This window comes from Chryseobacterium sp. OV279 (genome assembly GCF_900128945.1).
In the GTDB taxonomy this organism is placed as follows: Bacteria; Bacteroidota; Bacteroidia; order Flavobacteriales; family Weeksellaceae; genus Chryseobacterium.
The window spans coordinates 1,123,890-1,146,785 of record NZ_FQUD01000001.1 but is presented as its reverse complement, the minus strand read 5'-3'; the positions used below and the strand labels follow the sequence as shown (position 1 = coordinate 1,146,785).

At 38.0% G+C, this 22,896-nt stretch carries 24 protein-coding genes; 11 read left to right on the top strand and 13 right to left on the bottom strand.

The features are described 5' to 3' along the window. Positions 1–28: 28 nt before the first annotated feature. Together BUA72_RS05210 and BUA72_RS05205 are read right to left on the bottom strand one after the other, a co-directional pair. Positions 29–1,141: a 5-(carboxyamino)imidazole ribonucleotide synthase gene (locus BUA72_RS05210; RefSeq protein WP_072922045.1), complete on the bottom strand. Its 1,113-nt coding sequence runs from the start codon at positions 1,139–1,141 to the stop codon at positions 29–31. A 42-nt stretch (positions 1,142–1,183) separates the two neighbouring features. Then, positions 1,184–1,735, bottom strand: a complete 552-nt coding sequence (locus BUA72_RS05205) for a DUF1543 domain-containing protein (RefSeq protein WP_072922493.1) — start codon at positions 1,733–1,735, stop codon at positions 1,184–1,186. Between the two features lie 200 nt (positions 1,736–1,935). Between BUA72_RS05205 and BUA72_RS05200 the strand changes: the two genes are divergently transcribed. Continuing rightward, the gene (locus BUA72_RS05200; RefSeq protein ID WP_034728950.1) at positions 1,936–2,766 is read left to right on the top strand and encodes a sulfite exporter TauE/SafE family protein; all 831 of its coding nucleotides are present in this window, start codon (positions 1,936–1,938) and stop codon (positions 2,764–2,766) included. Then, positions 2,766–3,149, top strand: a complete 384-nt coding sequence (locus BUA72_RS05195) for a DUF1634 domain-containing protein (RefSeq protein ID WP_047453674.1) — start codon at positions 2,766–2,768, stop codon at positions 3,147–3,149. Before BUA72_RS05200 ends, BUA72_RS05195 begins: the two co-directional genes overlap by 1 nt. A 3-nt stretch (positions 3,150–3,152) precedes the next feature. On the opposite strand, the gene BUA72_RS05190 is transcribed toward BUA72_RS05195, so the two are convergent. From BUA72_RS05190 to BUA72_RS05180, 3 genes are all read right to left on the bottom strand, one after another. Then, on the bottom strand, positions 3,153–3,530 hold the full coding sequence (locus BUA72_RS05190; protein ID WP_072922044.1) for an SMU1112c/YaeR family gloxylase I-like metalloprotein: 378 nt from the start codon (positions 3,528–3,530) through the stop codon (positions 3,153–3,155). A gap of 134 nt (positions 3,531–3,664) precedes the next feature. Then, positions 3,665–4,456, bottom strand: coding sequence for a hypothetical protein (locus tag BUA72_RS05185; protein WP_072922043.1), 792 nt, complete (start codon positions 4,454–4,456; stop codon positions 3,665–3,667). Continuing rightward, entirely contained in the window at positions 4,456–4,896 is a 441-nt protein-coding gene (locus BUA72_RS05180; RefSeq protein ID WP_072922042.1) for a nuclear transport factor 2 family protein, read from the bottom strand. The genes BUA72_RS05185 and BUA72_RS05180 overlap by 1 nt, the downstream gene beginning before the upstream one ends. A 133-nt stretch (positions 4,897–5,029) precedes the next feature. Here BUA72_RS05180 and BUA72_RS05175 point away from each other — a divergent pair, with 133 nt between their 5' ends. Beyond that, on the top strand, positions 5,030–6,112 hold the full coding sequence (locus tag BUA72_RS05175) for an endonuclease/exonuclease/phosphatase family protein (RefSeq protein WP_072922041.1): 1,083 nt from the start codon (positions 5,030–5,032) through the stop codon (positions 6,110–6,112). Between the two features lie 265 nt (positions 6,113–6,377). On the opposite strand, the gene BUA72_RS05170 is transcribed toward BUA72_RS05175, so the two are convergent. Then, positions 6,378–7,664, bottom strand: coding sequence for an adenylosuccinate synthase (locus BUA72_RS05170; protein WP_047453667.1), 1,287 nt, complete (start codon positions 7,662–7,664; stop codon positions 6,378–6,380). 376 nt (positions 7,665–8,040) lie between these two features. On the opposite strand from BUA72_RS05170, the gene BUA72_RS05165 reads away from it, so the two are divergent. Then, positions 8,041–8,631 (top strand): hypothetical protein, encoded by a 591-nt coding sequence (locus BUA72_RS05165; RefSeq protein WP_072922040.1) that lies wholly within the window; start codon positions 8,041–8,043, stop codon positions 8,629–8,631. 69 nt (positions 8,632–8,700) lie between these two features. Next, the gene (locus tag BUA72_RS05160) at positions 8,701–9,636 is read left to right on the top strand and encodes an alpha/beta fold hydrolase (RefSeq protein ID WP_072922039.1); all 936 of its coding nucleotides are present in this window, start codon (positions 8,701–8,703) and stop codon (positions 9,634–9,636) included. Between the two features lie 392 nt (positions 9,637–10,028). Here BUA72_RS05160 and BUA72_RS05155 read toward each other — a convergent pair whose 3' ends face one another. Then, a complete protein-coding gene (locus tag BUA72_RS05155) occupies positions 10,029–11,627 on the bottom strand; it encodes an ABC-F family ATP-binding cassette domain-containing protein (RefSeq protein WP_072922038.1) in 1,599 nt (532 codons plus the stop codon). A 386-nt stretch (positions 11,628–12,013) separates the two neighbouring features. Between BUA72_RS05155 and BUA72_RS05150 the strand changes: the two genes are divergently transcribed. From BUA72_RS05150 to BUA72_RS05125, 6 genes are all read left to right on the top strand, one after another. Beyond that, positions 12,014–12,568, top strand: coding sequence for a phosphoribosyltransferase (locus BUA72_RS05150; RefSeq protein WP_034728922.1), 555 nt, complete (start codon positions 12,014–12,016; stop codon positions 12,566–12,568). Between the two features lie 125 nt (positions 12,569–12,693). Next, a complete protein-coding gene (locus BUA72_RS05145) occupies positions 12,694–13,272 on the top strand; it encodes an adenylate kinase (RefSeq protein WP_034728921.1) in 579 nt (192 codons plus the stop codon). Between the two features lie 67 nt (positions 13,273–13,339). Beyond that, complete coding sequence (gene obgE, locus BUA72_RS05140) at positions 13,340–14,323, top strand: GTPase ObgE (protein WP_034728920.1); 984 nt, start codon at positions 13,340–13,342, stop codon at positions 14,321–14,323. A 3-nt stretch (positions 14,324–14,326) separates the two neighbouring features. After that, a complete protein-coding gene (locus BUA72_RS05135; protein WP_072922037.1) occupies positions 14,327–15,100 on the top strand; it encodes a hypothetical protein in 774 nt (257 codons plus the stop codon). A gap of 64 nt (positions 15,101–15,164) precedes the next feature. Next, positions 15,165–15,653 carry a DUF6438 domain-containing protein gene (locus BUA72_RS05130; RefSeq protein ID WP_072922036.1) on the top strand — a complete coding sequence of 163 codons (489 nt, stop codon included), beginning with the start codon at positions 15,165–15,167 and terminating at the stop codon, positions 15,651–15,653. Between the two features lie 88 nt (positions 15,654–15,741). Beyond that, entirely contained in the window at positions 15,742–17,031 is a 1,290-nt protein-coding gene (locus tag BUA72_RS05125; RefSeq protein ID WP_047453970.1) for a DEAD/DEAH box helicase, read from the top strand. Between the two features lie 148 nt (positions 17,032–17,179). On the opposite strand, the gene BUA72_RS05120 is transcribed toward BUA72_RS05125, so the two are convergent. From BUA72_RS05120 to BUA72_RS05095, 6 genes are all read right to left on the bottom strand, one after another. Continuing rightward, positions 17,180–18,313 carry a hypothetical protein gene (locus tag BUA72_RS05120; protein WP_139259519.1) on the bottom strand — a complete coding sequence of 378 codons (1,134 nt, stop codon included), beginning with the start codon at positions 18,311–18,313 and terminating at the stop codon, positions 17,180–17,182. A gap of 30 nt (positions 18,314–18,343) precedes the next feature. Continuing rightward, positions 18,344–19,108: a TatD family hydrolase gene (locus BUA72_RS05115; protein ID WP_072922034.1), complete on the bottom strand. Its 765-nt coding sequence runs from the start codon at positions 19,106–19,108 to the stop codon at positions 18,344–18,346. Between the two features lie 4 nt (positions 19,109–19,112). Then, positions 19,113–19,640 carry a DUF4269 domain-containing protein gene (locus BUA72_RS05110; RefSeq protein WP_047453651.1) on the bottom strand — a complete coding sequence of 176 codons (528 nt, stop codon included), beginning with the start codon at positions 19,638–19,640 and terminating at the stop codon, positions 19,113–19,115. Beyond that, positions 19,633–20,592 (bottom strand): GSCFA domain-containing protein, encoded by a 960-nt coding sequence (locus BUA72_RS05105; RefSeq protein ID WP_072922033.1) that lies wholly within the window; start codon positions 20,590–20,592, stop codon positions 19,633–19,635. Before BUA72_RS05105 ends, BUA72_RS05110 begins: the two co-directional genes overlap by 8 nt. 86 nt (positions 20,593–20,678) lie before the next feature. Then, a complete protein-coding gene (locus BUA72_RS05100; RefSeq protein ID WP_034728908.1) occupies positions 20,679–21,650 on the bottom strand; it encodes a polyprenyl synthetase family protein in 972 nt (323 codons plus the stop codon). Between the two features lie 103 nt (positions 21,651–21,753). After that, positions 21,754–22,896: an inorganic phosphate transporter gene (locus BUA72_RS05095; RefSeq protein ID WP_047453646.1), complete on the bottom strand. Its 1,143-nt coding sequence runs from the start codon at positions 22,894–22,896 to the stop codon at positions 21,754–21,756.

Below are 22,896 nucleotides of genomic sequence, written 5' to 3'. Positions count from 1 at the left end.
TCTTTTATATTTATTTTAAGTCTAAATCTTATTCCGCGATCACTCTCACCATACTTTTCACCTTCACCAGTTTTTCCATCAATTCTTCTCTGGTATCAGCCAGTACATTGATGTGTCCCATTTTTCTTCCGGGTTTGGTTTCTGTTTTCCCGTATAAGTGGATGTAGGTTTTTGGAAGTTTCAGAACGTCATCCATTCCTTCGTAAATGACTTTTCCGGCATGTCCTTCTGCACCCACAAGGTTTAGCATTCCGCTGTACCCGAAAGCATCCGTATCAGCTAAAGGAAGGTTTTTCACCACGCGGTACATTTGCTCAAACTGGGAATTCGCATTTCCTTCCTGGCTTTGATGACCGGAATTGTGGAGTCTCGGAGCCGTTTCATTAACCCAAATTTTTCCTTCTTTGTCCAGGAATAATTCGATGGCAAAAAGTCCCGGAGAATTAACTGCATTCAGAAATTTCTCTGTAATAGAATCAATCTGTTTCTGGATATCTTCGCTTAAAAATACCGGACAGATATTAAAATCCAATAGGTTTAACTTAGGATCAGCGACCATTTCAGTCACAGGAAATGTTTTGGTCTCCCCGTTTTCATTTCTGGCAACGATCACGGAAAGTTCTTTGTCGATGTCTACCAGACTTTCGATCACTGAAGCTTCTTTCCATACATCCTGATAATCTTCTTCTGTTCTGATCACCTGAACGCCTTTTCCGTCATACCCTCCTGTATTCATTTTCTGTACAAACGGCAATGGCATCATGATCTTTTCATCACTGTTCCACACCACCTGAAATTCAGGGCTTGGAATATCATAGGTTTTGTAGAATTCTTTCTGAAGGATTTTCTGCTGAATGGTTTTGATGATAGCCGCATTCGGAACTACTTTTATGCCTTGTTTTTCAAGCTCAGCCAACGCATCTGCATTTACGTGTTCTATTTCGATAGTCACTACATCTTTATCTTTCCCGAAGTTCAGTACCGTTTCAAAATCATTAAAATTTCCCTGAGTAAAGTGGGAAATATTGTTGCACGGCGCATCAGATGCCGGATCCAGCGTATAAAATTCGTCGTCGTATTTCAGTGCGCTTTGTATCAGCATTCTTCCCAGCTGTCCGCCTCCTAAAATTCCTATTTTCATTCTTACTTTTATTTTTTCTATTAGATTTTTTTATGGAAAGCTTTATTGAACCTTATCAATCTTTAAATATCCCAGTCCCATTGGATTCTCCTGGTTTTCTGCATCAGATTTTGTCAGTACAATGGAATATTTTTCTTTCATTTTTTCAGGAAGGATATCATTGACATTAAAAATATCATCAATATCTACTCCGTGTTTGTCATCCACATGGCTTACGGCACCTTCAAAACCCATCGTTGCATAAAATTCCGTAGCTTTTGCCCTTTTGATGATCTCTCCCATTGATTGTCCAACCATCAGATGCTGCTCGTGAAATTCTTCAAAAAAACCTCTCTTGTATCCTCCCAAATTAAGAAAATACAGTTGATTTTCGGAAGGCTGATCTGTCTTTTCCACGATCTTCACCTCATATCCGTCTGCGAATTTCACTTCCTGATGGCAGTCTAAATGAATTCTTCCTTCGGCTTCTTTCCAGAAATCCTTCATATCGGGAACGAGATCTTTAAGATTTTCTGCGATCCCGAAAAACACGTCATGCTGCTCGATATTCCTGCCCTTGGGCGTTGCACCGAGAATGATATAAAATAATTTCATTTCACTTTTCATGCCTACAAAAATACGTCAAATTTATCTTTTTAAGAACCTGTTTAAATTGGTTATATTTCATCATTCAGGTAAAATCTTCGTCAAAACAGAATCCTAAACTTCTTAATGTTGAAAAAAATTCTCAAAATATAAATCTAAACAGATTCTAAACGTTTGGCAGAATACCGCAATAGTTTTATATTTGTAGCATGTCAGAAATCATCATTCTGTTCCTCGGCGCGGTTTCAGCCGGTCTTTTAGGTTCACTTACGGGTTTGGGAGGAGGAGTTATCATTATTCCTTTATTAACGCTGGGTTTCGGCGTTCCTATGCATTATGCAATCGGTGCTTCTTTAATTTCTGTGATCGGAACTTCCTCCGGTGCTGCGGTAGCTTTCGTCAAAGAAGGTTTTACCAATATGCGGATAGGAATGTTTCTGGAGATCGGAACTACGGCAGGCGCTATTATGGGAGCTTTGCTTTCCGGAATGCTTAATCCGAATACCATCGGGATCATTTTTGCCAGTATCCTTTTATTGACTGTGGTTTTAAATCTTAAAGGAAAACCAGACCATCAGGAACCTTTGATTAAAGGAAGTCTGGAAGAAAAACTGAAGCTCTACGGAACTTTCCCTGATAAAGGGGTTTTAAAAAGCTATTCTGCGAGAAATACCGTTCCGGGATTTTTAATGATGATGTTTGCCGGTGCCATGTCCGGACTTTTAGGAATTGGTTCCGGTGCCCTTAAAGTATTGGCGATGGACAATATGATGAAACTGCCGTTCAAAGTTTCTACAACAACGAGTAACTTTATGATTGGTGTAACGGCCGTAGCCAGTGCCCTGATCTATTTCCAGAGAGGAGAAATCATTCCTGTGATCGTAGCTCCGGTACTGATTGGTGTGGTGGTAGGAAGTTTCATTGGTTCAAAAACTTTAATGGTTTCGAAAACAAAGAAATTAAAAGTATTCTTTGCAATCGTGATCACCATCCTGTCAGTGTATATGATGTATAACGGTATCAATAAAAGCTTCAGATAATGAAAAAGAATTTTACAGATGTAGATCTGAACCGTTCGGTAGGAAATCTTCTGAGACTTGGCGTTATTTTGTCTGTAGTGACCTCACTGGTAGGTTTTATCAAGCTATTCGTGGAAGGCTTCGAAATGCCTAAAAAATACTCCAGCCTGGATATGGGTTCCTCCTCTGAAAAAGTATGGGGAATGTTCTGGACTTCTCTGTGCAAAGGAGAAGGAATGGCTATTATCCAGTTAGGAATTTTACTGTTGATCTTTACCCCTTTGGTAAGGATTATCTTCGCTCTGATCGGGTATTTAAAAGAAAAAGACTACGTATATGTAGTCATTTCCTCTATTGTTCTCGTGATTATGGCGATCAGCTTTTTTACAGGCTACGCTCACTAATTTTTACATTTCATAAAACTCCAGCGGAAGTTGGTCCGGATCCTGGGTAAAGAAAAATTCTTTTCCTGTGTATTCATCTATGCGGATGTCTTCACAGGTAAGGCCTTTGGCTATAAGTTCATCTCTTTTAACTCCAACATTTTCTACAGAAAACGCCAGATGTCTTAAACCACAAGATTCTGGGCGGGAAGGTCTTTCCGGCGGATTAGGAAATGAAAAAAGCTCGATTACATAGTGGTCTCCTATAGCCAGATCAAGCTTGTAAGACTTTCTTTCTTCGCGGTACACTTCACGGATGATATTAAGACCTATAATTTCAGTGTAGAATTTCTTTGAAACTTCATAATCTGAACATATAATGGCAATGTGATGGATCTTCATTTTTATAATGTTTTAAATTTTTCTACCAACAGTTTTTTATAAATCTTTCTGAGTTTTCTATCTACTTCTTCTGATTTCAGGGCCTCTCCTATTCTTGCAGAATTGACACTAACTCTTGTCGTATTATCATCTTTTTAATACATAGCAAACTGAACATCCCAAATGGTCTGGTCGCCCAGCTGAAGCGTACTGATTTTATATTCACTACTTTCTTCTATCATTTTGAAAGCTACTGCTTTTATAGAATCATCAGATACATGATAAAATTTTTCGTTATTATAAAGATTTTTCTGTTCAAATTTCCCCATACCAAAAAAACGACCTGTGTTAATGGATATAATCCTTGCTGTATCTTTTGCTACTATAATATTCCTCTTCTTTAGCTCCGAAAGCACTTCATTCTTTGATTTATTAATTTCAAAAGAAGCATTATTATTAAAGTTAAGATTCCCGGAATAAGGTACGTATGAAAAATACCTGCTTCCAGTTGAGGTTGACATTAAGATCAGCATGGAAGGCAGCAATACAAAGGATGGATTGATCTTCTTAAAAGCAAAATGGTCAATAATCCGTGTATTTTTAAGCAACATATAAGGAATTGGAAGCAGCAGCAGAACCAACAAATCTGTGTAATCTACCACCCTGTGAAGCGGAATGGGTGACACGGTATTATAGAATTGGATCAGATTCTCCGAATAAGGCGATTTCCAAAAGGTAAATAAGAAACCTGCCACAAAAACAGAGTATTGTTTCAGTTTCGGAAACAGATACATGAGAAGCATCGGCAGCAGAATAATTCCTACCACATCCGACAGTTTGCCCGTGAACCAGCCTGTATATTGGAATTTAAAAAAATGGTCGTTTAAAAACAGGATAACCACACAGCTTATAAAGAGGTAGTTTAAGATCAGATTTCGGTTCCTCATTATTTTATTTCTCTGCAGTTTTCTTTTCTTCTGGTATCGATGATGTACTGAATTTTCCAGTCGTTCTGCTGTTTCACCAACTGAAAGCTGTTTGCCCCGCAGTGTGAAAACTTCCCTTTAAAATAGAAAGAATATGGAGTAAACACACTGGCAAGTCCTCCATCTGTATGAACGGCATCGATGATTATTTTTTCATCCAGATCGTCTTTTGAAAATTTGGAAACAGAAGCAATAAATTCCTGTACGTTTTCATTCTTTACGGTTCCGTCTTTAGCGATACTCTGTAAAATACCATTCTCCGCAAAAGCCGATTTCATGAGTTCAGGATCAGCATTTTTCATGCCGAGAAACAGATTACGGATGGGTTTTTCAATATCCTGATTCTGCTGTCCGAAACAGAATGTACAGAACAGTAAAACGAGTGCAGCAAGTTTATTCATAAGGCTATCATATTAATCTGACTCAATAAAATTAGGAAAAAATCCGGGAAATAATTAAAATTAACAAAGTTTAAAAAGTGAATCGGGTCGCATTCCGTGGAAATAGATTATTTTTATCCGTTTATTTGATATTATGTGGGGAATTTATTTGTTTTTAATTGCGTTATTGGTTCTGTTAACCATACTTCCTAAAATTCAAAATGCCCATTGGGTATTCAGGGTTCCGGAATTTGGTAAGATTCAGATAACGTATGTTGTTGTCATTACATTTGTTATAGGCTTTCTGATTGATCATCCTCAAAATTTCTGGTATGGACAGGGGCTTTTGCTCTTACTGTTTGTTCATCATGGTGTAACGTTGGTCAAATACACCCCGCTTTATCCGGTAAAAAAATATAAACAGCGACATCAGTCTTCTAAAAAAATACATTTTATTTCCGCTAATGTGTACCAGTTCAATAAGGAATACAACCGGTTTATTCAACTTATCGAAAAACATAAACCCGAGGTCTTTATGACCATGGAAAGTAATGGCGACTGGGAAAAAGCGATGACTGTTCTTGAAAAAGACTATCCGTTTTATCATAAAGTGACGCTTGAAAATACGTACGGCATGCATTTCTACTCAAAGCTTGAGATTAAAAGTGCACAGACGCATTATTTTGTGGCTGATGATATTCCGAGCATTGAAGTTCATCTGAAGACGGAAGACGGTTTTTCATTTGTATTTTTCGGGGTGCATCCGCCGCCGCCAAGTCCTACAGAAGAGGAAACGTCAAAAGAAAGAGACGGAGACTTATTAAGTGCTGCGAAACGGGTGAAAGACCTCAAAGAACCTGTCATTGTTGTTGGCGATTTCAATAATGTAGCATGGTCAAAATCATCCATATTATTCAGAAAAACCAGTCATCTGATTGATCCGAGGATCGGGCATTCCTTTGTCTCTACCTTTCACGCCAAATACCTTCTGCTGAGATTTCCGATTGACTTAATGTTTCACAGCGAAGATATTTTCATCAAAGAACTTAAAACCTTAGAAAACTTCGGCTCCGACCATCTTCCGGTGTACTGTGAATTTTTTATTGATCATCACAACGACGACCAGGAAGACAAAGTAGAAGAAGCTACTACAGAAGAAAAAGCGGAGGCTGAGGAAATGATACAGGAAGGAAAAGAAGAGGATGGAGAACGTGATGCAGTGGTAAAGGAGGAATAATTTAACCAGCCTTGATGATATTTTTCACGCAAAGAAAAACAAAGAATTATTTTTAGTTTCCTTAAATTAAGATGAACAAAGGCGTTTCACTTATTTCCGAAATACAAGATCTTTACTGAAAATTAGAACCTCTGAATTTTTGAGATTTTTCCAGTATTTCTTTGCTTTACCTTTTTAAACGAAAAGCCTTTGTTGATTTTTATTAAAAACATAAAAAAGCCGTTTCATCAGTGATGAAACGGCTTTTTCTATTGTTGGATTATTCTTAGAATAATTCTTTTCTGATGATGTTCTGGCTTCTTTCAGGGCCTACAGAAACTAAGTATACATTGATTCCAAGGTATTTCTCGATGAACTCGATGTATTTCTGAGCAGTGTCAGGAAGTTCGTCGTAGCTTCTTACTTTGGTAAGGTCTTCGTTCCAACCTGGCAGATCCTGATAGATCGGCTCGTAGTTGTATAATTTCTCAGTTGAAGAAGTGAAATAATCGATGATTTTTCCGTCTTCTGTTTTATAATGCGTTACGATTTTCAGGTTTTCGATTCCTGTAAGAACGTCTAATTTAGTAATAACAAGATTGTTGATCCCGTTGATCATACAAGCGTGCTTTAGAGAAACAAGGTCTAACCAACCTGTTCTTCTTGGTCTTCCTGTTGTAGCTCCGAATTCACCACCGATCTGTCTGATCTTTTCGCCTAATTCATTATCAAGCTCAGATGGGAAAGGTCCGTTTCCAACTCTTGTACAGTAGGCTTTTGCAACCCCGATCAGGTTTTGAAGCGACGTTGGCGGAACTCCCGCTCCTGTACAAACTCCTCCTGTAGACGGAGAAGATGAAGTTACGTACGGATATGTTCCAAAGTCGATATCAAGCATCAATGCCTGAGCGCCTTCAAAAAGAACGTTTTTACCGTCTCTGATGGCTTCGTTCAGTTCAACTTCCGTATCAACGATTCTGTCCTGAAGCTGTTTTCCAAGCTCTAAAAATTCGTTGTAGATTTCTTCAACATCTAAAGTCGGTTTTCCGTAATATTTTTCGAAAAGAGAGTTTTTAATTTTTAAGTTTTTCTCAATTTTGTCTCTTAAAATTTCAGGATTTAAAAGGTCGATCATTCTGATCCCTACTCTTGAAATCTTATCTTCGTAGCAAGGTCCGATTCCTTTTTTAGTGGTTCCGATTTGCGTACCTCCGTGTTCTTCTTCACGGTAAGTATCCAAAAGAATGTGGTAAGGCATGATCACATGCGCTCTTCTGCTGATAAAAATGTGGTCAGTTTTCAAGCCTTTGCTTTCAATCTGGCCAACCTCTTTAATGAAAGATTTTGGGTTTACCACTACTCCGTTCGCAATGATACACTTCCCTTTGCACTGTAGAACTCCTGAAGGGAGAAGGTGCAAAACAAATTTCTCTTCACCCACATAAACCGTGTGACCAGCGTTGTCTCCACCCTGGAAACGAACTACATAATCCGATTTAGCTGATAAAACATCCGTGATTTTTCCTTTACCTTCATCTCCATATTGAAGACCTACAACTACGTAAGTTGACATATTTTTCTTTTATTTTAGATTCATGCAAAATTACTTTTTAAAAATAGGGTGGGCAAATTATGGGAGGATTTTATTTTGGGGTGGGGTGGAAATCATGTGGTTGAAGAGGAATATTTTGAGTGCTTTTTATTACGTATATTTGATAATAAAGTAGGTCACAACCGATAATGTGAAATTTAATTTTGAGAAAAATAAATGAGACATGGATATTTGACTTTGAAAAAATTAAAATATTTAAGTAAAAATACCAATATGTTGTTAGAAAATAATTACTCAAAAGTAACCGAAGAATTAAAGAAAGGTGAAAGATCTGGCTTTATAAATAATTTCAATCGTAAAATTTTCTTAAATAATTTTTATAAAAAATTGAAACAAAATGCAGGAAAACTCCAAAAACGAATTTATAAAAATAGCCGAAGAATATGTATTAAATAATGCTGGAGATCATGTTCAAGTAAGTTACACAGAAGATTATGATGACCTCTTCGTTTTTGGTTACCAGGCAAAGGATAAAAAGGTGAAGCTTATAGGACAAGGTCCAATACTTCTTGTAAAGAAAGATGGAAGAATATTTGAATATGGAAGTGCTTGGGGAGAAAAAAGAGCACGCATAGATGTCATTACTAAATTAAACAAAGAAAGGTTAATAAGAATTTTTCATGAAGATTATAACATCCAACACAACAATTACGACTTTGTAATCAATAGTGTATATCAGGAGGATGAAGGAGAAGAGCTCAATGCGTTAGTAAATGTTCTATTAAAAAATAAAATTTATTACCTCATTCGTGATGAAAATAATGAAACAAAAACTCATTATTACACCAAAGAACATTTGGAAAAAACTTTACAACAAACACCTGTGAATTTTGGCCAACACTTTATCCAGAATTTAGAAGATGTTCTTGTCGATCTTATAAATACCAATCCTTATTTCAGTTGGACTCTTCTGGAAAAAACTAAATAGCTAAACGACTATATGCTAACCATTTAATAGATTTCTTTATATATTTGACTATTCCCTGAAATTTAAACCATGAGATCATCCCAAACATCCTCCTACCTCTCCCCATCTCCCGCCAGTGAAACAAAGCTCTTCCACACCCTTTTCACGCCCAACGAAGTTCCCGCAAAAGCCACTTTGCTCATCATACATGGCATGCAGGAGCACAGCGGAAGATATGCTGAAATAGCAACCTATTATGCAGATCAGGGAATAGCCGTACTTACCTATGACCATTTAGGACACGGAAAATCGGTGAAGGATAAAAAAGACATCGGGTTTTTCCAGCTGAAGCAACCGGATGAAAAACTTGTTTCCGATGCTGAAGCAATGGGAGACCATCTTATACAACAATACCCGGATGTTCCTCATTTTGTTCTTGGTCATTCTATGGGTTCATTTGTGACACGCTGTCTTCTTCAGAAAGCTGGAGGTAAATTTAATGGTGCAATCATCACAGGAACCGGAGGTCCTTTGGCAGGCATCAACTTAATCAATGGTTATCTCTCATTGGCCAACAAAATAGCGCCTCACTATCCTACTTATCTCAATACCCTTTTTAATACAGTCAATAATAAACCTTTTAAGAAAGACAAAGACTTCAGCGATACCAGCTGGCTGAGCTTGAACCCTGCCAACAGAAAAGCGTTTGCCGAAGATGAGCTCTGCGGAGTTCCTTTTACCAACAATGCTTTTTATGCGCTATTCGGCATTTACAAAAAAGCTACGGCAAGAAACTGGGCAGTTTCTATTCCAAAATCCTTTCCTCTTCTGTTTGTCAGTGGACAGAACGATCCTATCGGAGATTTCAGCAAAGGAGTTATGAAAACCGTCGGGTATTTAAAACAGGATGGATTTAAAGATGTTAACGTTAAAATTTATCCCAACATGCGCCACGAAATATTAAATGAGGAAATCAGGCAAGAGGTCTTCAATGAAATATTTCAGTGGATTTCAACGCATTTATAAAAATAAAATCTGTGTGATCTGCAAAATTTGCGTGAGATTTCTTAATCATTTTGTCGTTGCCATTTGTTGAGATAAGGCCATTGGTCATCGCAAAGGCGCAAATTATTTTCTAATTCGACTGCTTTAAGGCGCAAAGATTTCATCTCCGATAAAATTGAATACCGCTAACTGAATACTTATTTACCTATCCAACCCTGCTGAAAATATTGATTTTCTTGCGCCTTAAAAACACGCTTTTAATCATCCATTGCGCCTTTGCGATAATCCAACAGTTAATACTTTTCACGTTCAAACCTTATAGGTTTTAAAAACCTATAAGGTTTAAATCAGCAGCCAATAAAACACAAACATCACCAAAATCTGTGGAATCTGCGGGAGAAAAAACATCAGTATCATATCATTGAATCCAAACCAATCTCCCTCTCCACTCCTATCTCCTCCAGAAAGATCTCATCATGGGAAATCACCAGCAATGTTCCTTTATAATCCTTAATAGAAGCCGTCAAAATTTCTACATTCTGCAGATCAAGATTATTTGTAGGCTCATCCAGAATAATCATATCCGGAGCCTTACTGCTGATGGAAAGCCCGCACAGAAGCAGTCTCAAGCGTTCACCTCCACTCAATACCCCACATTTTTTATCCCAGGCTTCCTTTCCAAACAGAAATCTGGACAGCAGGGTTTTCACTTCAGATTCCTGCATGGCACCGTCATTAAACTCCTGTGCAAATTCATAAACACTGATATCCTGACCAATCAGAGAGTATTCCTGATCAACATAAATTGTATTAAACTCTGATCTCGTCATTTTTCCTTCAGACGGATTCAGATTACCCAACAGCATTTTCAGTAAGGTCGTTTTACCGGAACCATTGGAACCTTTGATTGAAATTCTTTCTCCACTACGGATTTCAAGGTTGATAGCATCTTTCCAAAGAGTTTCCGTACCATATTTGAAATTAATATCCTCAGCACTGATCAGTATTTTCCCGGAATGAAGACTGGAATCATTGAAATTCACTTTCATCTGATCTGAATTTTTCAAAGAGGAACGCAAATCCCGGAGATTACCGGAAATCCCACTGATTTTTTCAGCATGAACTCCTTTCAATCTGGATGTATTTTTCTCTGCATTATTGCGGAGTGTATTCATCATAATTCTCGCGACTCCGGATTTTTCCTGCTTCTGTTTTCCCCTTGCATCCAGCTTCTGTTTCCTTTCTATCGTTTCGCGTTCTTTTTCTTTGGCCTTTTTCAGAGCCCTTTCTTTGGCATGAATGTCATTGTGAAGTGCTTCCACTTCTATTTCTTTCTGTTCAGCATAGAAATCATAGTTTCCTCCGTATGTAGAAATTCCCTGATTGCTTAATTCAAATATAGTATCTGCAAGATTCAGCAGTGTGCGGTCGTGGCTTACCATAATAACCTGGGCATCTGTTTTTTCGATAAGGCTGTATAATAATTTTCTGCCTTCAAGGTCAAGATGGTTCGTAGGTTCGTCTAATAGAATAAGGTCCGGAGTATTGATCTGAATTCCAGCCAGGAAAACTTTGGTTTTCTGACCTCCGCTAAGGCTTTCCAGTTTCTGGTTTAATTCAAAATCTTCAAGTTTCCAGTCATGTAAAGCGCTTTGACAGCGTTCTTCAATCTCCCAGTCGTCATTTAAAATTTCAAAATATTCTTCATCTACTTCACCATTTGTTATCTTTTGGAGGGCATTCAGTTTTTGGTCAACTTTCAGACATTCTGCGATGGTAAGATGATCAAAGTTCCCGAACATCTGCGGAACATAGTACATATCGCCTTTCACAGTGATATTTCCTTCTAAAGGTTGAATTTCGCGGGCAATTATCTTCAGGAGTGTAGATTTCCCTACACCATTGCTTCCGACAAGCGCCGATTTCGTTTGGGATGGTATTGTTAAATGGATAGAATGAAACAGGAGGTCTCCTCCCGGAAACCCGTAAGACATATTTTGCAGTAAGATCATGATTTATTTCTTGGTAATAATTAAACTTCAGCAACGCACCGGTCACTGTTTGATAACATCGAAAAGAAATTAAATCCTACATGTCTGTATAATTGGGTTTTGGAACTGCAAAGATAACAAATTCTTCCCAATTCATTTTTTCCTGATAAAAAACATATGACTTTTACCCTGTTTTGAGATCGCTCAAAATTTTTCGGATCAGAATTCGCCTCCTTTGTAAAGATAGTCAATCGTAGAATTGACGGGACAATTGAGTGTAATCAAAGATTTTATATCTCTATTATTTTTACGGTATCCTCCTGAAACGGGGCATTATGAAATCGGGTGCAAAAGTAGAAAAGATTTTGATCAAAAAACCGTAACTTTGCCAACTACTAAAATTTTTTATGGAAAGCATTAAAGTTCACGACAAAACTTTCGTTCCTTATTTGAAGGACGCCGAGATTCAGCAAATTGTAAAAGAAACAGCTTTAAAGATTTATGAAGACTACAAGGATGAAGTTCCTGTTTTCATCGGGGTTCTGAACGGGGTGATCATGTTCTTCTCAGATCTTTTAAAATATTATCCCGGTGAATGCGAGATTGCTTTCATTCAAATGAGTTCTTATGCAGGAACTGAGTCTACAGGGATCGTTTACCAGAAAATGGAGCTGACTAAAGACGTGAAAGACCGTCACATCATTCTTGTGGAAGATATCGTAGACACTGGAAACACTGTTGAAAGTTTATTCAAATATTTCACAGAAACACAGCGTCCTAAATCTGTAAAACTGGCTTCATTCCTATTGAAACCGGATGTATACAAGAAGGATTTCAAACTGGATTATATCGGAAAAGAGATTCCAAATAAGTTTGTTCTTGGTTACGGACTTGATTATGATGAGATAGGAAGAAACCTTGCCAATCTGTATCAACTGGAAGAGGGACAAATCAACCATTAATTTCTGCTACTAGCTTTTGGCTACTAGCCATTAGCTTTAAATATTAAATCGAAATAAAGTAAATATTAACTAAAAAAGCTAAAGGCTAAAAGCGTATTGCTGAAAGCTGCAAGCGAATCAACATTATGATAAACATTGTTCTGTTCGGCCCTCCAGGAAGTGGAAAAGGAACACAAGCTCAAAACCTGATCGAAAAATTCAACTTAAAGCAAATTTCAACAGGTGACCTTTTCAGATACAACATGAAAAACGACACCGAGCTTGGAAAATTGGCTAAGTCTTATATCGATAAGGGAGAACTGGTTCCGGATCAGGTAACGACGGATATGCTGATCGACGAGCTTAGAAAGCCAACCGATACCAACGGATTTATCTTCGACGGATATCCTAGAACTACGGCTCAGACGCAAGCTTTGGAAACCATTGTAAAAGAGGAACTGAACGACAAGATTGATATCTGCCTATCCTTAGTGGTAGAAGACAAAACTTTAGTGGAAAGACTTCTGAAAAGAGGTGAAACCAGCGGAAGATCTGACGACAGCAATGTAGAGATCATTGAAATCAGAATTAAAGAATATTATACTAAAACAGCAGAAGTAGCCGAACTTTACAAGCAGCAGGGAAAATATGTTGAAGTAAACGGCGTAGGAGAAATTGCTGAAATTTCCCAAAAACTTTTCGCTGAAGTCGAAAAAATTAAATAATCGGGATATGGTGTACGGGATTGGAAAAATTCGGATCCCGTGAACCGCAACCCGCAACACAAACTATATGTCTAACTTTGTAGATTACGTAAAGATCCATTGTAAAAGCGGACACGGAGGTGCAGGTTCTGCCCACCTTCGCCGTGAAAAATATATTCCTAAAGGCGGTCCGGATGGAGGCGACGGAGGTCGTGGCGGACACGTCATCATGAGAGGAAATGCTCAGGAATGGACTTTACTTCCACTTCGATACACCCGCCACATCAAAGCGGAACGTGGTGAAAACGGGGCGAAAAGCCAGCTGACCGGTGCTGACGGTGCTGATATTTATATCGATGTTCCAATCGGGACCATTGCTAAAAATGAAGAAGGAGAAATTATCGGCGAAATTCTTGAAGACAAACAGGAAATCACTTTGATGCTTGGTGGAAAAGGAGGAAAAGGAAATGAGCACTTCAAATCTTCTACCAACCAGACTCCAAGATATGCACAGCCAGGAATGGATGGTGAGGAAGGATTTGTGGTTTTCGAGCTTAAAATTCTAGCCGATGTAGGTTTGGTTGGTTTCCCAAATGCAGGAAAATCTACCCTTCTTGCGTCTGTATCAGCGGCAAAACCTAAGATCGCTAATTACGCATTTACAACGCTGACCCCCAATCTTGGTATTGTGGATTACAGAAATTACAAATCATTTGTAATGGCTGATATCCCGGGAATCATCGAAGGGGCTGCTGAAGGAAAAGGTTTAGGACACAGGTTCTTAAGACATATTGAAAGAAATTCCATCTTATTATTCTTAATTCCGGCTGATTCTGAAAGTCATTTTCAGGAGTTTAAAATTCTGGAAAATGAATTGACGGAGTACAATCCTGAACTTCTGGATAAAGATTTCATCATTTCGATTTCCAAATCTGACCTTCTGGATGAAGAGCTGAAAAAAGAAATCGCAGCTGAATTTCCGGAAAACAGAAAACCGTTATTCTTCTCCGGTGTTACGGGAGAAGGCCTTGTAGAACTGAAAGACGCAGTCTGGAAAAAACTTCACGGATAAAAGATGATACACTCATTAAAGAAAATAACAGCACCCGCTGTTATTTTTGTTTCATTTCTTCTGCCCTCCTCGGCTTATGCTCAAGGGGGTGATTCATTCGTGGAAGCACCCAGATTGGATGAACCGGCACCTTTCAGTGATAAAGCGTTTTTCAGGTTTGAATTCAATAAAAAATTAACCTACAATAAAATTGCTGATCAGGGTACAGGTAATGAAGTGAATGAGGTGATCGAATACTATACCAATGATGCTGACCTGTCTGTTTTATCTTTTAACAACAGCAGAAACGGTATTATTTACAATTTAAAAAAAGATACCAACCCTGTTCTTCCTGTTCTGATTAAAGACGAAAATAAAGAAATAAAGCCCGGAAATTTTGACTATTTCAAGGGTGATATTCCTTTAGAGTCGGAGATTGCAGATATTAAGAAAAGGAAGAAGGCAAAAACCGATCAGGTACTGGAACTGGTGGAAAAGAAAGCAGACAACGATCTGATTCATTATAAGTATAACCTTATTCATAAAGGAAAAACGAATGTCGCAGTGATTGAACTGGACATTGCCAATACGGATAAGGACTTCAATAACAATATCCTGTTTGATATGGAACCTTTGTTCTTCAAGAATAAAATTTCCTTTGACAAAGGGGAAATCAAGAGTTATTCTTATTACAACACTTCCAAAAAGAGAACAAAGTACTATGAATCAATCAATATTGACCCGGTACTTTTAAGATTATCATTCACCAAAGGCTGTTGCGTTTCATCTCTGGAATAAGTTCACTGCTGAACCCGATTCTATTTGGAATAATTATTGAAACAACCTAGAGAAACCATTTCCTATGAAATATGTATTAAGCCTATGTGCACTGATATTTTTATTTTCCTGCACCACACAGAAAACGGAATCACAATATTCCAAAATTGAATATCAGGCAGGCGCATGTTTTGGATCCTGCCCTATTTTTACCATGACTATCAATCCGGACAGGACGGCCATACTGGAAGCAGAACACTTCAATTTCTCCAAAGATTTTTCGAAAGGGGAATTTTCAAAACCACGGGAAGGAACTTTTAAAGCTGTACTCAAAGAATCTGATTACAACAAACTCGTTTCTTTACTAAACGGTCTTGACGTTAAAAACCTTCAGGATAAGTACGGATCAAGAAATATCACGGATCTTTCCACGTCCTATCTGAGAATTAATTTTACGGATGGAACTTCCAAAAATGTAGAAGACTATGGCAAAAGAGGAAGTGAAAAGCTGAGAAAAGTCTACCTCTTCATTGAAGACCTGAGACATAACCAGCAGTGGACAAAAGTAAAATGATCCGCTTAAAAATATTTAGACTACCTTTGCATCATATAATTCCTTCACATTGAGGGAATTTTATTTTAAATTAAAAAAAACAGTTCATTTGAATTTTACAGACCTAAACTTAATAGAACCTATTGCGAAAGCAATTGAAGAACAGGGATATACAAACCCTACGCCCATTCAGGAGAGATCTATCCCTGAAATCTTAAAAGGCAGCGACTTTTTAGGATGTGCACAGACAGGAACGGGAAAAACAGCGGCGTTTGCTATTCCTATTCTACAGAATTTATCAAAAAATAAGACCAAAACCAACCATATAAAAGCCCTGATCTTAACGCCGACAAGAGAACTTGCCATCCAGATCGAGGAAAACATTAATGCATACGGAAAATATCTTCCGCTTAAACAGCTCGTTATTTTCGGAGGTGTAAAGCAGGGAAATCAGGAAGCTGCCCTTAGAAAAGGAATCGATATCCTGGTAGCAACCCCTGGTAGACTTCTGGATTTTATCGCTCAGGGAATCATCAGCTTAAAAAACATTGAGATCTTTGTTCTTGATGAAGCAGACAGAATGCTTGACATGGGTTTCGTACATGACGTAAAGAGAGTCATCAAACTTCTTCCACAGAGAAGACAGACGTTATTCTTTTCTGCAACCATGCCTTCTGAAATCCAGAAATTAGCAGATTCTATCCTGAATAATCCTGTGAAAGTAGAAGTAACTCCGGTTTCTTCGACTGCAGAAACGATTAAGCAGGCGGTTTATTTTGTAGATAAAGATAACAAGCTGAACCTTCTTTCTCATATTCTGGAAAACGAGATCGCTGATTCTGTACTGGTATTTTCCAGAACGAAGCACGGTGCGGACAAAATTGCAAGAAAACTTCAGAAAGACAATATCTCAGCAGAAGCCATTCACGGTAATAAATCTCAGAATGCGAGACAGAATGCCCTGAATAATTTTAAGTCCGGAAAAACAAGGATTCTGGTGGCTACAGACATCGCTGCAAGAGGTATTGACATCGATGAGCTTAAATATGTGATCAATTTCGAACTTTCCGATGTTTCTGAAACCTATGTTCACAGAATCGGAAGAACGGGAAGAGCTGGTGCTGAAGGATCTTCAATCTCTTTCGTAGACAGCCTTGATCTTTTAAACTTAAGAAATACGGAGAAGCTGATCGGGAAGAAAATTCCTGTGGTAAAGGATCACCCTTTCCATACAGAAAATCTGATCGCACAGAAAAGAGATTCCAACAACAAGCCTATGGCCGCTGGTGGTGGAAGACCACGTTCTCCGAAACCGCAGAATAATAACAATAAGCCGGCCGGAAGCGCTCCTACAAGCTTCAAAAAACCTAAGAATAAGAATTTCACCAGAAAAAAATAATATGAAAGCCCTTTCCAACGAAAGGGCTTTTTTTATAAAGATTTTTTTGGCTAAAAACTGTTTAAAAATCTATCTGCAAAGGCTTTTAACCATGTCAAGGTTTTGAACCTTTACATGGTTAATTGGGAACACTCAGGCCTAAAAAGCTTTAGACTTTCTCTATTTCTTTCCGAACTGAAAAGCAATAAGCTATAATACTGAAAGGCAGGCAGGCCGCAAGATAAGTCGTTGAAAAAAGATTATCCTGAAAGCCCAATCCGAAAAGCAGGAACTTCTCCAGTACAAAACTGAGCATCGTCAAAAAAACAATGTAGGCCGAAAAATAGAAAACATCATTTATTTTTCTGACATAAAACGATAACAATAAAGCTACCGCCAGAAAAACCAGCATGACCCATTTATTGCTCTGTCCCTGAAGCGTCAGAGGATTATGTTCAATAATATATTCAAGGTTTTTGGCAGGAAAAAAAACGGTGAGTAACAATACAGCTACGCTCAGCAGAAAGGCTGCAACGGTTTTTATTTTAGACTTTGTATTGGTTGCTAAAAAAGGTTTAAGCAGGAAAATAATCAAAGGAATAACGACTACACTTCGGGTCAGAAATAAAATACCCAGGCCTATTCCTAACAGGACAGGTTTCTGAAAATAATTCTCTTTAAACTTAGTATGCCAGAAAAGGATAAATGCAGCCGCGAAAATAAAGGAGGAAATAAAATCGCTCTTGCAGACTGCTTCGTAAATATAAGCCAAAGATATTCCCAGCATTAATATGGCTGTGAACCTGATCAGATTGCTTTTAAATTCCAGCATAACAACGTACGAAAACAACAGAAAAGCAACTACCTGAAGATAACCTACATTTCCCAAAAGATAAGCGGGAAGAGCCAGCAAAAGCTGTCCCGGAAGATAGGAGGACAAATTCCCCATAAAGTTTCGGGTATCATAAATATATTTGCCGTGAATCCAATAATCTAGTGAAAAATCCAGCGTCTGCCAACGGTCTATCCTTAGTTGATAAGGATCTGTTAAAACATGGCATAAGGTAATATATCCCACTCCTAAAATACCTGTTAAAAGATAAACGAGCTTTACATTAATCTTTTGACTCAACAGTTCATTCTTTCGCAGAAAAAATATTAAAACATGTACAGCAATAAAGGCAATGATAAGAATACTGATCGGAACCAATGATTGACGGATACCATATTTGGTGAGGAATAAAAAATTAACCACAAAATAGACTGCAAATAGCATTAAACTGTTTGCTTTGCTGGTTTTCATATAGGTTAAAGTTTTATTCATCCGAACTCCTTAGTTTCCAAAAATTCTTACTGCATTTTCTGTAGTAATTCTGTCTATTTCTGTAAAGTCTTTGCCGTAGATATTCACTAATTTTCCGGCCACCAGATCAAGGTAAGAACTTTCATTTCTTTTTCCTCTATGCGGAACCGGAGCCAGATAAGGTGAATCTGTTTCCAAAACGATTTTATCCAACGGAATTTCATTCAGGAACTGATCGATCTTTCCGTTTTTAAAAGTAACAACACCTCCTATTCCCAATATAAAATTCAGGTCAATCGCATGCTTAGCCTGCTCCAGATCTCCTGAGAAACAGTGGAAAATACCACGAAGTTTCGGGTGTTTTTTTCTTTCCAATACTTCGAATGTTTCATCAAAGCTTTCTCTGGTGTGGATCACAATTGGAAGGTCTTTTTCTATGGCCCAGTCGATTTGCTGTTCAAAAGCTTTCACCTGGATGTCCAGTGTCGTTTTGTCCCAATAAAGGTCGATCCCGATCTCTCCTATCGCAGGAAAATCTCTTTCGTCCAGATAGTTTTTAACGGTTTCAAGTTCTTTTTCCCAGGATTCCGGCTTTACATAACATGGGTGAAGTCCCATCATGGAAATAATCTGTCCGGGATATTCTGCTTCCAGCTGAAGCATTTTCCCATGGGATTCGGAATCAATAGCAGGAAGATAAAACTTCGTGATTCCTTTGTCTACAGCCCTTTGGATAGCTTCTTTTCTGTCTTCATCAAATTCTTCTGCGTATAAATGGGTATGTGTATCAATCATTTTCTTAAAATTTTAACAGATCTTCATAAGGGTTTTCCAATTCCATCAGCAGGCCGAACGCCGGCTCCGTCTTTATTCCCTGTTTCTTAAGTTCTATTATTTTATGTTTAAAATCTTCTCCTTTTTCCTGTAATATTCTGTATTCTGCCACCATATGACGGTAGGCATTCTGTTCAATGGACGGTTTATTTTGTCCGAAAATCTCTATGGGAAATTCTTCCAGCATAAAGTTTAGGACAATGCTTTTTTCTCCGCGGACCACTATATTTTCAACCTTTACATCTGTATCTCCCGGCATTAATCGCCTCATAGCGATTTCATCTAAAAAGTCTTCTTCACATTCAAGATCTACTTCGCAAATAATATCCAGATCGCTGCTTTCAATATCAATTTCAATGGGAATGGTTCCCGCCAGAACTGGAGAATAGTCTTTTAATTTTTCGAAAACCTGATATTTTTTCAGGACATCATAGGCTCTTTTCTGTCTTTCATTGCCTGATTTCAGGTATTCAATATTAGTAAAGTCAATCATTTAAAAATATTTTATGCCTTACTTTTTCGCGTTGAGCTTCAATCCTTGCATCAAGCTTTTCTCTGAACTCTATATATTTCGGGTCCTTATCATCATCTGTTCTATGTTCCAACGCTTTATTGATCTTAAAGCTTTCTTTGATAAAACTTTTCGTCGCATCCGAAAAATAAGCTTCCCCGAACTTATCAAAGATGTAATTGACAGCCTGCGACGTAGGATGAATCAAATCTTCCTTGTAAAAACGATAATCTCGCAGATCATCCATTAAGATCTCATAAACGGGCAGATAATGGCAGTTGTCCAGCTGTAAAAGCGCTTCATGCACAGCTGTGATCAGTTTGGATTTGCTCAGTTGGTTTTCAATCATTCCATCTTTGGTATGACGTACCGGAGAGACCGTAAATAGGATCTGTACATCGTAACGGCAGATATCTTTGAGGTTTAAAACCGTATTATAAATGGAATCCGTAAGTTCCTGGTGCGAAAGCAGTCTTTTTTCAAAAAACTTTTGCGGGATCTTGTGACAGTTGGCGGCTAGCTTTTTCTTGGGAATAAATTCATAAATAAATGAAGTTCCGTAGGTGATGATGACCCAACCGGCATCCTGTAGAAAACGGTTGCCCACTTCTATTCCGGCATTAATTTTATCCAGAGTCTGGTGGATATATCTTCTGTCGAAACTGCTGTGATGGTCCAGAGAGATAAATTCATCATTAAATGTGATGAGCTCATCTTCGGTATAAAACTCCGAATCATGAAGCCTTTTAACCGCATTACTGATCGAAAAAGGATTAAAGATAGTCCCGAAAGGATTATTCACCGTCTGAAGCTGTCCCTGTCCCAGCAAATCTGTCATTTCCGAAGCAAAACAGGATCCTATTGAAAATATTTTATCTTCAATATCAATCTTTTTTTCCGATGGGGGAATGTCTACTTCGGTTCTGAATTTCATTAATAAGGGATTAGGGTTTAGAAATCAGGGCTTAGGAATTTGCTATGAACAACTAATCCCTAAGCCCTAATTCCTATTACCTTTATTTAGCTTTCTCTTCTCAACAGGTAGTTGGCCAGTTCAGCAAAAGGTTTTTTCTTGTCTTCCGGGATATTGATCTTCTCAAGGTAACTTTGTCCGATTTCGTTGTGCTTCTGGATCAGACGTAATGCTTTCTCATCAACTTTCGTTCTTCTGAAGATCTTTTCTACGCCGTATACTTTGTCGATATTATCGGTTTTTTTACCATACCAGTGGTCAAGTTCTTTTCTTTCTTCGTCTGTAGCGTGTTCTCTCGCTAAAAGATACAGAATGGTTTTTTTGTTCTCGTAAATATCTCCGGCATGTTTCTTACCAAACTGAGCCTGATCTCCGAATACATCCAGATAATCATCCATAATCTGGAATGCGATACCAATGTGTTTTCCAAAATTGAAAATGGCTTTGGCATCTTTAAAATTAGCTCTTGCAATAAGCGCCCCTATTTCAAATGATGATGCACTCAGTACTCCTGTCTTGTACGTAATCATTCTGATGTAGTCATCATAGGTTACGTCTTCCTGCGTTTCAAAATTGATGTCATACTGCTGTCCTTCGCAAAGAAGAAGTCCGGTATGGGTAAATATTCTGATACACGCCTTGAAGATTTCAGGTTCAAGATCTTCAAAGAATTTATAAGCTTTCAGCATCAGTCCGTCTCCGGAAAGAATCCCGACATTGATTCCGTGTAAGGTATGAATGGTAGGTTTATTTCTTCTCAAAGGGGCCTCATCCATAATATCATCATGGATCAGGGTGAAATTATGGAAAAATTCGATTGCCAGCGCCGGTTTTATTGCCTGTTTCAGATCTCCGCCGAACAGGTCGCACGCCATCAGTACCATAATAGGACGAAGACGCTTTCCACCATGGGAAATGATGTAGTTCATCGGGTCATAAAGTTCTGCAGGCTTGTCTTTAAAAGTATACTTCGTGATCGCTTCAGCAACGATTTGCTGGTATCTGTCTAAAAATTCCATAAAATCTTATAATTTGAACAAAAATACAATTTTTCGAGGCTTTATAAAACAAAAAACTTTGCCCCGGAGGACAAAGTTTGTATTATATATTTCAACTTTAAAATTAAGTTAAAAACGTTACAGCAAGATAAGTAATCGCAGCAACAATTGCCGAAATAGGAATCGTTAGTACCCAAGCCCAAAGAAGACTTACGGTAATTCCCCATCTTACAGCAGAAATTCTCTTCGTTAATCCTACCCCGATGATAGAACCGGTGATGGTATGTGTTGTAGATACAGGAATACCAAAATGATCCGTAATGAATAAAGTGATAGCTCCTGCAGTCTCAGCACTTACTCCTTCCAGTGAAGTTACTTTTGTAATCTTAGTACCCATTGTTTTGATGATCTTCCAACCACCACTCATAGTTCCCAATGCAATAGCAATGAAAGAAACCAAAGGAACCCAGATATAATGCTGTGCAAAATAATCGAAACGGGCTGCAGATTCAATATTAAGATAAACAGGATCCTGAAGCATATTAACGTGATAGTAGATCATCGCTGCTCCAATAATACCCATTACCTTCTGTGCATCATTCAAACCATGTCCTAAACTGAACAAAGCTGAAGACACCAACTGCAGTCTCTTGAATGATTTGTCTGCTTTATAGGGATTCGATCTTTTATAAAGATGAACAATAATTAAAGTGATAATGATGGAAATAATCATCCCAATAATCGGAGCCATAAAAATGAACAGGAAAATAGGAATCACTTTGTCAAATTTAACAACACTTTGCTGGGCCACCTGAGAGCAGGCTGCTTTAATAGTCTCCCAAGTTCCTAAATCCGGGTGACTAGCCACAACTTCGTGATAATCCATCATAAAAGCATGCATCAGGGCAGCTCCTAAAAATCCACCGATCAAAGTGTGTGATGATGATGATGGAATACCAAACCACCATGTTAAAAGATTCCAGGCTATCGCAGCGATAAGACCGGAAAATATGACTTCTAATGTAATAAAGTTTTCATTAACCGTTTTGGCAATCGTATTACCAATTTTAAATTCTCCAATAATATAAGCCGCGATAAAGAAAGCTGCAAAGTTCCAAAGGGCTGCCCAAAGTACTGCCTGAAAAGGGCTTAAAACCTTGGTAGAAACAATGGTTGCAATGGAGTTGGCCGCATCATGAAAACCATTAATATAATCGAAAATTAAAGCTAGAGCAATAATAACCGTAAGTAAAATCGGAAATTCCAT

What these genes read in the sequence shown, in the direction of transcription:
- BUA72_RS05210 (WP_072922045.1), bottom strand. Translation starts at nt 1,141, where the DNA reads ATGAAAATAGGAATTTTAGGAGGCGGACAGCTGGGAAGAATGCTGATA.
- BUA72_RS05205 (WP_072922493.1), bottom strand. Translation starts at nt 1,735, where the DNA reads ATGAAATTATTTTATATCATTCTCGGTGCAACGCCCAAGGGCAGGAAT.
- BUA72_RS05200 (WP_034728950.1), top strand. Translation starts at nt 1,936, where the DNA reads ATGTCAGAAATCATCATTCTGTTCCTCGGCGCGGTTTCAGCCGGTCTT.
- BUA72_RS05195 (WP_047453674.1), top strand. Translation starts at nt 2,766, where the DNA reads ATGAAAAAGAATTTTACAGATGTAGATCTGAACCGTTCGGTAGGAAAT.
- BUA72_RS05190 (WP_072922044.1), bottom strand. Translation starts at nt 3,530, where the DNA reads ATGAAGATCCATCACATTGCCATTATATGTTCAGATTATGAAGTTTCA.
- BUA72_RS05185 (WP_072922043.1), bottom strand. Translation starts at nt 4,456, where the DNA reads ATGAGGAACCGAAATCTGATCTTAAACTACCTCTTTATAAGCTGTGTG.
- BUA72_RS05180 (WP_072922042.1), bottom strand. Translation starts at nt 4,896, where the DNA reads ATGAATAAACTTGCTGCACTCGTTTTACTGTTCTGTACATTCTGTTTC.
- BUA72_RS05175 (WP_072922041.1), top strand. Translation starts at nt 5,030, where the DNA reads ATGTGGGGAATTTATTTGTTTTTAATTGCGTTATTGGTTCTGTTAACC.
- BUA72_RS05170 (WP_047453667.1), bottom strand. Translation starts at nt 7,664, where the DNA reads ATGTCAACTTACGTAGTTGTAGGTCTTCAATATGGAGATGAAGGTAAA.
- BUA72_RS05165 (WP_072922040.1), top strand. Translation starts at nt 8,041, where the DNA reads ATGCAGGAAAACTCCAAAAACGAATTTATAAAAATAGCCGAAGAATAT.
- BUA72_RS05160 (WP_072922039.1), top strand. Translation starts at nt 8,701, where the DNA reads ATGAGATCATCCCAAACATCCTCCTACCTCTCCCCATCTCCCGCCAGT.
- BUA72_RS05155 (WP_072922038.1), bottom strand. Translation starts at nt 11,627, where the DNA reads ATGATCTTACTGCAAAATATGTCTTACGGGTTTCCGGGAGGAGACCTC.
- BUA72_RS05150 (WP_034728922.1), top strand. Translation starts at nt 12,014, where the DNA reads ATGGAAAGCATTAAAGTTCACGACAAAACTTTCGTTCCTTATTTGAAG.
- BUA72_RS05145 (WP_034728921.1), top strand. Translation starts at nt 12,694, where the DNA reads ATGATAAACATTGTTCTGTTCGGCCCTCCAGGAAGTGGAAAAGGAACA.
- obgE (WP_034728920.1), top strand. Translation starts at nt 13,340, where the DNA reads ATGTCTAACTTTGTAGATTACGTAAAGATCCATTGTAAAAGCGGACAC.
- BUA72_RS05135 (WP_072922037.1), top strand. Translation starts at nt 14,327, where the DNA reads ATGATACACTCATTAAAGAAAATAACAGCACCCGCTGTTATTTTTGTT.
- BUA72_RS05130 (WP_072922036.1), top strand. Translation starts at nt 15,165, where the DNA reads ATGAAATATGTATTAAGCCTATGTGCACTGATATTTTTATTTTCCTGC.
- BUA72_RS05120 (WP_139259519.1), bottom strand. Translation starts at nt 18,313, where the DNA reads ATGAAAACCAGCAAAGCAAACAGTTTAATGCTATTTGCAGTCTATTTT.
- BUA72_RS05115 (WP_072922034.1), bottom strand. Translation starts at nt 19,108, where the DNA reads ATGATTGATACACATACCCATTTATACGCAGAAGAATTTGATGAAGAC.
- BUA72_RS05110 (WP_047453651.1), bottom strand. Translation starts at nt 19,640, where the DNA reads ATGATTGACTTTACTAATATTGAATACCTGAAATCAGGCAATGAAAGA.
- BUA72_RS05105 (WP_072922033.1), bottom strand. Translation starts at nt 20,592, where the DNA reads ATGAAATTCAGAACCGAAGTAGACATTCCCCCATCGGAAAAAAAGATT.
- BUA72_RS05100 (WP_034728908.1), bottom strand. Translation starts at nt 21,650, where the DNA reads ATGGAATTTTTAGACAGATACCAGCAAATCGTTGCTGAAGCGATCACG.
- BUA72_RS05095 (WP_047453646.1), bottom strand. Translation starts at nt 22,896, where the DNA reads ATGGAATTTCCGATTTTACTTACGGTTATTATTGCTCTAGCTTTAATT.